Raw genomic sequence first — 7,036 nt, forward strand, 5'->3', positions numbered from 1 at the left:
TTTCCTTCCTTAGATGCGAGGTCAACCCTTGACCCCGCCCTGGGTGAAGCCGTTGACGATGTGGCGCTGCAGCACCGCGAACAGGAGCAGCACCGGCACCAGGACCATGACGGTCCCGGCCATGATCGGCCCTACGGAGGCGGCCAGGTTGTCGCTGTTGCGCAGCAGGGTGATGCCGCGGGCGAGGGTCATCATGTCGGGGTCGTTGGTGATGACCAGCGGCCAGAGGTAGTCGTTCCACTCGTAGACCACGTTGACGAGCGCGACCGTCGCGATGCTCGGACCGGCCATCGGCACCACGTGGTGCCAGAGTCGGTGCCAGTGGCCGGCGCCGTCGAGCTCGGCGGCCTCCATGATCTCCGGGGGGAGCTGCATGAACGCCTGGCGGAGCAGGAACGTACCGAACCCGGTGGCCAGGCCCGGCAGGATCAGGCCCCAGTAGGTGTCCACGCCGCCGAGACCGGAGATGAAGACGAAGTTGGGCAGCACGGTGACCTGCGGCGGCACCATCAGCGTGGCGAGCACTGCCCAGAAGATGTACGTCTTCCCGGGGAACTCGCAGAAGACCAGGCCGTACGCGGTGAAGATCGCGAGCAGCACCTTCAGTCCGGCGCCGACGACGGTCACGATCGCCGAGTTGAGGAAGAACCGGCCGAAGGGCAGCTGGTCGAGCGCCTGGTCGTAGTTGGCCGTGCTCCAGGTCTCCGGCATCAGCTGGAACTGCGTGGTCGCCAGGTCACCGGGCGACTTGAACGAGGAGAAGAGCAGGTAGACCAGGGGCAGCAGGACGATCAGCACCGAGATGACCAGCACGAGGTAGTCGCGCAGGAGCAGCGCCCGGAGCCCGCGGCGCTGCGCCTTGGGGGCGGCAGCGGCTTCGATTGTGGTCATCGGTAGTGCACCTTCCGCTCGACGTAGACCAGCTGGAAGAGCGTGAGCGCCACCAGGATCACGAACAGCACCGTGGAGAGCATGGCCGAGCGGCCGGCGTCGGCCTCGACGAAGCCGGTCAGGTAGGAGTCGAAGATGAGCGTGCGCGCACCGCGACCGAGCCGGTCCAGACCGATCAGCAGGTCGAAGGCCTGCAGGGAGTTGAGGATGACCGTGACCAGCAGGAAGAACGTGGTCGGCGAGAGCAGCGGGAAGGTCACCGACCAGAACCGTCGCACCGGTCCGGCGCCGTCGAGCATGGCCGCCTCGAGCAGATCGTTGGGCACGGCCTGCAGCCCGGCGAGGTAGATCACCGCGGCGTAGCCGAGGTTCTTCCAGACGTACACGATGATGACCATCACCAGAGTGAGCGTCGGGTTGTTGATCCAGTCGGGGCTGGTGCCGCCCAGCGCCCGCAGGATCGCGCCGAGCGCACCGATGTTGGGGTCGAAGATGTAGAGCCAGAGCAGCGCGACCGCGAAGCCGGAGAGGACGTACGGCGCGAAGACCGTCGCCTGCGCGAACCCGGCGCCGGGTAGCTTGCGGTTGAGCGCCAGCGCCACCATCAGGCCCAGAGCCAGCGAGAATCCCACCGTGCCGACGGTGAAGATCGCGGTGGTGAGCAGCACCTTGCCGGCCTCGCCGCTGGAGAAGAAGTCGACGTAGTTGTCCAGCCCGACCTTGGTGGCCACGCTGGAGCCGAGCTCCCAGCTGAGCGTCGAGTAGTAGAAGTTCTGGAACAGCGGCCGGTAGGTGAACATCACGATCAGCGCGAGGTTCGGCAGCACGAACGCCCAGAAGATGAGGGCTTCCTTGGTCCGCCGTGCCGTCCATCGCCGCCGTCGAGGTGGTCTGGTGGGTGGTGGAACCGCTGAATCTTCGATCACGGCCGCGGGCGCGGCGCCAGAGGCCTCAGTCACGGGCGAAAGTTAAACAGACACGGGTGGGGAGTCAAGCACGTCCCGGCACATCGAGGCCGCATCGATACGTACGGCGCGAAACTTTGCCGAAACACCTCAGCGTGCCACCAGCCAGCACGCCATCAGGGTGCCCTCGTGCTCGATCAGCGTCCTCAGCCGCACCGGGACGTCCGTGGGCGGGCCGGCCACGATCCGGCCGCCGTCGCCGGCCAGGAGCCGTGGGGTGATCGTGTGGCAGAGCTCGTCGACCACGCCGGCTGCGAGCATCGACCCCAGCAGGGCCGGCCCGCCCTCGCTCAGCACGTGGCGCATCCCCTCCTCGTGGAGCCGGGCGACGAGCGTGGCGAGATCGACCTCGGTGGCACCGGTGACGTAGACGTTGTCCTCGCCGAGCTCGGACCGCGCGTCGTCCAGGCCGGGCGAGTCGGTCACGGTGGCGAGCCGCACCGAGCCACGCTCGGCGCCGCGCAGGCCGGCGGGGATCCGGCCGCTGCGCGAGACGATGACGATCGGCACCCCGGCCGGCCCGTACGTCTCGGCGGTCGCGGTGCCGGCCCCGACCACGATGACGTCGGCGAGCTCGCGCAGGACGTGGAAGACCGTGCCGTCGGCCTCGTTGTTGACGGTGCCGGAGCGGCCGTCGGACCCGGTCGCCGCCCCGTCGAGGGAGCTGACCATGTTGACCCGCAGCCACGGCAGCCGGGGCGGGGCGTAGAGGGCACGCAGGCCTTCGGGCGTCGTCGGGTCGCCGTCACCGTGCAGGAGGATCACCCTGATCACGTTAGGCCCTGGCTCGCACCCTGGCGCTGCGGCTCGGGGTGGTGCCGCTATCTTCTTCGCATGAGTTGGTTGGTTACCGGAGGCGCGGGCTACATCGGATCGCACGTCGTTCAGGCGCTGCTCGACGCGGGCCTCGAGCCGGTCGTCATCGACGACCTGTCGTCGGGTTTCGCGAAGTTCGTCCCGGACAACGTGACGTTCGTCGAGGCCTCGCTGCTCGACAAGGCCGCGATCGAGGAGGCGATCACCGACCACGGTGTCGAGGGGGTCATCCACCTCGCCGGCTTCAAGTACGCCGGGGTCTCGGTGCAGCGGCCGCTGCACACGTACGCCCAGAACGTCACCGGCACCGCCAACCTCCTCGAGGTCATGATCGCCACCGGCGTCGACAAGCTGGTCTTCTCCTCCTCCGCCGCGACCTTCGGCACCCCCGACGTCGACCTGGTCACCGAGACCACGCCGACCAACCCGGAGAGCCCCTACGGAGAGTCGAAGCTGATCGGCGAGTGGCTGATCGCCGACGTCGCGCGCGCCGAGGGCCTGGCCCACACGTCGCTGCGCTACTTCAACGTGGTGGGCTCCGGCAGCAAGGACCTCTACGACACCAGCCCCCACAACCTCTTCCCGCTCGTCTTCGACGCGCTGGCCAAGGGGAAGACGCCGCAGATCAACGGCGACGACTACCCGACCCCCGACGGCACCTGCGTACGCGACTACGTGCACGTCGCCGACCTCGCCCACTCCCACGTGGTCGCCGCCAAGCGGCTCGCGGAGGGCAAGGACCTCGAGCCGGTCTACAACCTGGGCTCCGGCGACGGCTCCTCGGTGCGGGAGATCATGGACACCATCCGCGAGGTGACCGGCATCGAGTTCGAGCCGATCATCAAGCCGCGCCGCCCCGGCGACCCGGCCCGCATCGTCGCGACCGGCGAGCTCGCCCGGCGCGACCTGGAGTGGGAGATGCGCCACGACCTCCGCTCGATGGTCGCCACCGCGTGGGAGGCCCGGCAGGCGGCTGGTGGGGACTACCCGGTCTGAGGTTGCTGCCTTCCGGGGTAGTCCAGGGACTTTCGGTCGTTTTACTGGCGAGTAACCGGCCGAAACTCCCTGGACTATCCGGGCCGGCCCTCTCAGACACCACCTCGAGAACGAACGCATCCCTCGCGGAGAACCCGCGAGGGATGCGTGATTTCGTCGGCGAATCCTGCCGAAGGAGCAGACCTCAGGCCTTCTTGGCGGTGGTCTTCTTCGCAGCGGTCTTCTTGGCCGGCGCCTTCTTGGCGGGGGCCTTCGGCTCGCTCTTGGCCTCGGTCTTGGTCTCACTCTTGGACTCGGCCTTCGGCTCGGTCTTGGTCTCCGCCTTGGGCTCGGCCTTCTCGGCCTTCTCCGCCTTGGCGGTCTCGGCCGGGGTCTCGGCCTTCTTGAGCTTGGCGACGACGGTCTCACCGCGGGTGGCGAGCTTGTCGTAGGTGCCGGTGGCGGAGCCGGCGGTCTCGTCGAGCTTGGCCTTGACGGTGGTCTTCAGCTTCTCGGGGAGGATCGCGTACTGCTCCTTGGCCAGGGCCGGGAGCGTCTTCGGGTCGAAGCCGGTCACGGTGGTCTTGGCGGCGGTCGCCTTCTCGGTGGCCTGGGTGCGGTAGGCGGTGGCCTTCTCGGTCGCCTTGGCGCGGGCGTCGGTCAGCTTGGTGGTCGCCTCGGAGCGGTAGCCGTCGACCTTCTTCTGCAGGTCGGTGGCGTAGCTCTTGACGGTCTCGAGAGCCAGGTCAGCGGCACCGGCGACGGCGTTGATCGGCTTGGTGGTCTCAATCTTGGGCAGCGTGGGCATCTGGGTTCTCCTCATGGGTTGCTTCCGGGGTTTCATCGGCGGCCGGCGCATCGGCGGTGACACGACTGTTGAGAGCAAGGAACGAGTGGTAGACGTCGAGCAGCGAGTGCTTCTGCCGCTCGGTCAGGCTCGGGTCGGCCAGGACCGCGAGCTCCACAGACCCGCCGACGTTGGAGTCGGGGCTCAGGATCCCGGCGCGGATGTAGACCTGCTCCGCGGAGATCCGCAGCGCCTTGGCGATCTGCTGGAGGACCTCGGCCGATGGCTTGCGCAGGCCGCGCTCGATCTGGCTGAGGTAGGGGTTGGACACGCCTGCCTGGTCGGCGAGCTGACGCAGAGACATCTCGGCGGAGATCCTCTGTTCCTTCAGATACTCGCCGAGCGTGCCGACGGCACTCGTGACCTTGCTCTTGACCATGACTCCAGTGTGCTAACAATTGCTAGCGATCACAAGTCCTGGGCCCCGTCAGTGACACATGTCACCTGGTCGTTGCTGGATCAACGAGGGGAAACATCGGCCTCTTCGCGGCCGAATGTTGCTAGCGGATTGCTAGCAGATCACAGCAGCGCACGGATCTGACCGACCCGGCGCCCGCCGCCGAGGATCGGTACGTCCCCGGTCGAGCGGATCGCGTCGGCGTCGACGCCCTCCAGGTCCCCGACCCCGTCGCGCAGCAGCGCGGCCGCCATCACGACCGACCGCGCCCGGTCGCCGCCGTCATCGGCCTTCAGCGCCCAGGCCCGGCCGTCGGTAAGGGCGACGGCGTAGACCGCCTCGGCACCGAGCTTGCCGATGAGGCCGGGTACGGCGCGGTGGAGCGTGACCTCGTCGCGTCGGGTCCCCGAGACGAACTCCGGGTGTGCCCGCATCGCCTCCGCCACTCGCGCGCCGGGGCCGTCTGCCGCCGTGGCGATGTTGGCGAAGGCCCGGGCCAGGCCGGTCAGCGACGTGGACAGCGCGGGCGCGCCGCAACCGTCGACCGTGACGTACGCAGCCTCGCCGGTGCACGCCTCGAAGACCTCCTGGATCCCCACCTGCAGCGGGTGCTCGGGGTCCAGATAGCCCTCCAGCGGCCAGCCGGCTGCCACGCAGGTGGCCAGCATCGCGGCGTGCTTGCCGGAGCAGTTCATCGCCAGCCGGGTCTTCGGCTCACCACGGCGCAGCACCTCCTCGCGGGCCTGCGCGTCGTAGGGGTAGTCCTCGATGTTGCCGAGCGCGGACTCGTCCAGCCCGACGCTGGTCAGGATGCGACGTACTCCTTCCTGGTGGAACTCCTCGCCCGAGTGGGAGGCGCAGGCGAGAGCGAGCAGGTCGGGCGGCAGGTCGAGACCGAGGATCACCATCGCGAGGGCCTGCACCGGCTTGGTCGAGGAGCGCGGCAGGATCGACGAGTCGATGTCGCCGAGCGACCAGCTGACGGTGCCGTCGGCGCTCAACGACACGGCGGAACCGTAGTGGTGACCCTCGACGAAGTCGGAGCGGATGATCTCGGCGAACGGCACAGGTGCGGGCATGAGAGCGAGACTATGTGAGAGTGGCCCCGTGTTCGCCGACCTCCTCACCCAAGACGCGCTCAGCGTGCTCGTGGTCAGCTTCGGCATCGGCATCGTCGTCGGGCTGACCGGTATGGGCGGCGGTGCGCTGATGACGCCGGCGCTGATCTTCCTCGGGGTGCCGCCGACGACCGCAGTTGCCAACGACCTCGTCGCCGCCTCGGTCAACAAGTCGGTCGGGGCCGCGGTGCACTGGCGTCACGGCTCCCCCAACATCCGGCTCGCGACCTACCTGATCGTCGGCTCGGTGCCGTTCGCGTTCCTCGGCACCTTCGTCCACAAGCTGGCGCCGGGCGACACCGACCACTTCCTCAAGATGATCCTCGGCGGGGCCCTGCTCTTCGCGGCCGCTTCCTACATGTTCCGGATGTATCTCCAGCTGCGCCAGGTCGCCGCCGGCAACGTGGCACCCGAGGACGATCCCGACCTCAAGCCGCTGCTCACCATCTTCATCGGTGCCCTCGGCGGCCTGCTCGTCGGCGTCACCTCGGTCGGCTCCGGCTCGGTCATCATGATCGCGCTGCTGCTCGTCTACCCGACGCTGTCCGCGGTCAAGCTCGTCGGCACCGACCTGCTCCAGGCCGTACCCCTCGTCCTCGCCGCCGCCGTCGGCCAGGTGATCAACCACGGCGTCGACTGGGCCGTGCTCATCCCGCTCATCCTCGGTGGCACCCCCGGCACCTTCCTCGGCTCCCGGATGGCGCGCTGGGTCTCGCAGTCGGTCATCCGCCGCGGCATCGTCATCATGCTGACCCTCTCCGGCGCCAAGATGCTCGGCGCCGACGCCACCTTCCTGCTCCTCCTCGGCGGCGCGATGCTCCTCCTCGGCCCCCTAGCCTGGGGCTTCATCCGCCAGTCCCGCGGCCTCGAGCCCTTCGACAACAACGCCGCCGCCTGGCGCCTCCCCGACCGCGACCGCGAGCGCTCCCAGAAGTAGCCACACCCCGCCGACTCGGCGCAACTGCCCCGGAAAAGGCACGCCGAGTCGGCGCAACTGCCCCGAGTGGATGGAGCAAACGCGCCGACT

At 68.6% G+C, this 7,036-nt stretch carries 8 protein-coding genes; 2 read left to right on the forward strand and 6 right to left on the reverse strand.

Annotated features, from left to right (window positions below; all coding sequences use genetic code 11):
- Positions 1–21: 21 nt before the first annotated feature.
- The 3 genes from IEY81_RS12495 to IEY81_RS12505 all read right to left on the reverse strand — a co-directional run bounded on the left by IEY81_RS12495 (position 22) and on the right by IEY81_RS12505 (position 2,621).
- A complete protein-coding gene (locus IEY81_RS12495; protein WP_189118800.1) occupies positions 22–891 on the reverse strand; it encodes a carbohydrate ABC transporter permease in 870 nt (289 codons plus the stop codon).
- Positions 888–1,718: a carbohydrate ABC transporter permease gene (locus IEY81_RS12500; RefSeq protein ID WP_229787777.1), complete on the reverse strand. Its 831-nt coding sequence runs from the start codon at positions 1,716–1,718 to the stop codon at positions 888–890. Before IEY81_RS12500 ends, IEY81_RS12495 begins: the two co-directional genes overlap by 4 nt.
- A gap of 228 nt (positions 1,719–1,946) precedes the next feature.
- Positions 1,947–2,621 (reverse strand): dihydrofolate reductase family protein, encoded by a 675-nt coding sequence (locus IEY81_RS12505; RefSeq protein WP_189118801.1) that lies wholly within the window; start codon positions 2,619–2,621, stop codon positions 1,947–1,949.
- Positions 2,622–2,690: 69 nt separating this feature from the next.
- Here IEY81_RS12505 and galE point away from each other — a divergent pair, with 69 nt between their 5' ends.
- A complete protein-coding gene (galE, locus tag IEY81_RS12510; protein WP_189118802.1) occupies positions 2,691–3,668 on the forward strand; it encodes a UDP-glucose 4-epimerase GalE in 978 nt (325 codons plus the stop codon).
- A 184-nt stretch (positions 3,669–3,852) separates the two neighbouring features.
- Here the strand turns inward: galE and IEY81_RS12515 are convergent, their stop codons facing one another.
- The 3 genes from IEY81_RS12515 to IEY81_RS12525 all read right to left on the reverse strand — a co-directional run bounded on the left by IEY81_RS12515 (position 3,853) and on the right by IEY81_RS12525 (position 5,970).
- On the reverse strand, positions 3,853–4,455 hold the full coding sequence (locus IEY81_RS12515) for a hypothetical protein (RefSeq protein ID WP_189118803.1): 603 nt from the start codon (positions 4,453–4,455) through the stop codon (positions 3,853–3,855).
- Complete coding sequence (locus tag IEY81_RS12520; RefSeq protein WP_189118804.1) at positions 4,433–4,873, reverse strand: helix-turn-helix domain-containing protein; 441 nt, start codon at positions 4,871–4,873, stop codon at positions 4,433–4,435. Before IEY81_RS12520 ends, IEY81_RS12515 begins: the two co-directional genes overlap by 23 nt.
- Before the next feature lie 140 nt (positions 4,874–5,013).
- Positions 5,014–5,970, reverse strand: coding sequence for an asparaginase (locus IEY81_RS12525; RefSeq protein WP_189118805.1), 957 nt, complete (start codon positions 5,968–5,970; stop codon positions 5,014–5,016).
- Positions 5,971–5,998: 28 nt separating this feature from the next.
- On the opposite strand from IEY81_RS12525, the gene IEY81_RS12530 reads away from it, so the two are divergent.
- The gene (locus IEY81_RS12530; protein WP_189118806.1) at positions 5,999–6,946 is read left to right on the forward strand and encodes a sulfite exporter TauE/SafE family protein; all 948 of its coding nucleotides are present in this window, start codon (positions 5,999–6,001) and stop codon (positions 6,944–6,946) included.
- The last annotated feature ends 90 nt before the right edge of the window (positions 6,947–7,036 follow it).

Source organism: Nocardioides luteus (genome assembly GCF_014648595.1).
GTDB classification, from domain to species: Bacteria; Actinomycetota; Actinomycetes; order Propionibacteriales; family Nocardioidaceae; genus Nocardioides; species Nocardioides luteus.

Bases quoted from the DNA above. Each gene is read 5' to 3' on its own strand.
- IEY81_RS12495 (WP_189118800.1), bottom strand. From the start codon at position 891: ATGACCACAATCGAAGCCGCTGCCGCCCCCAAGGCGCAGCGCCGCGGG.
- galE (WP_189118802.1), top strand. From the start codon at position 2,691: ATGAGTTGGTTGGTTACCGGAGGCGCGGGCTACATCGGATCGCACGTC.
- IEY81_RS12515 (WP_189118803.1), bottom strand. From the start codon at position 4,455: ATGCCCACGCTGCCCAAGATTGAGACCACCAAGCCGATCAACGCCGTC.
- IEY81_RS12520 (WP_189118804.1), bottom strand. From the start codon at position 4,873: ATGGTCAAGAGCAAGGTCACGAGTGCCGTCGGCACGCTCGGCGAGTAT.
- IEY81_RS12525 (WP_189118805.1), bottom strand. From the start codon at position 5,970: ATGCCCGCACCTGTGCCGTTCGCCGAGATCATCCGCTCCGACTTCGTC.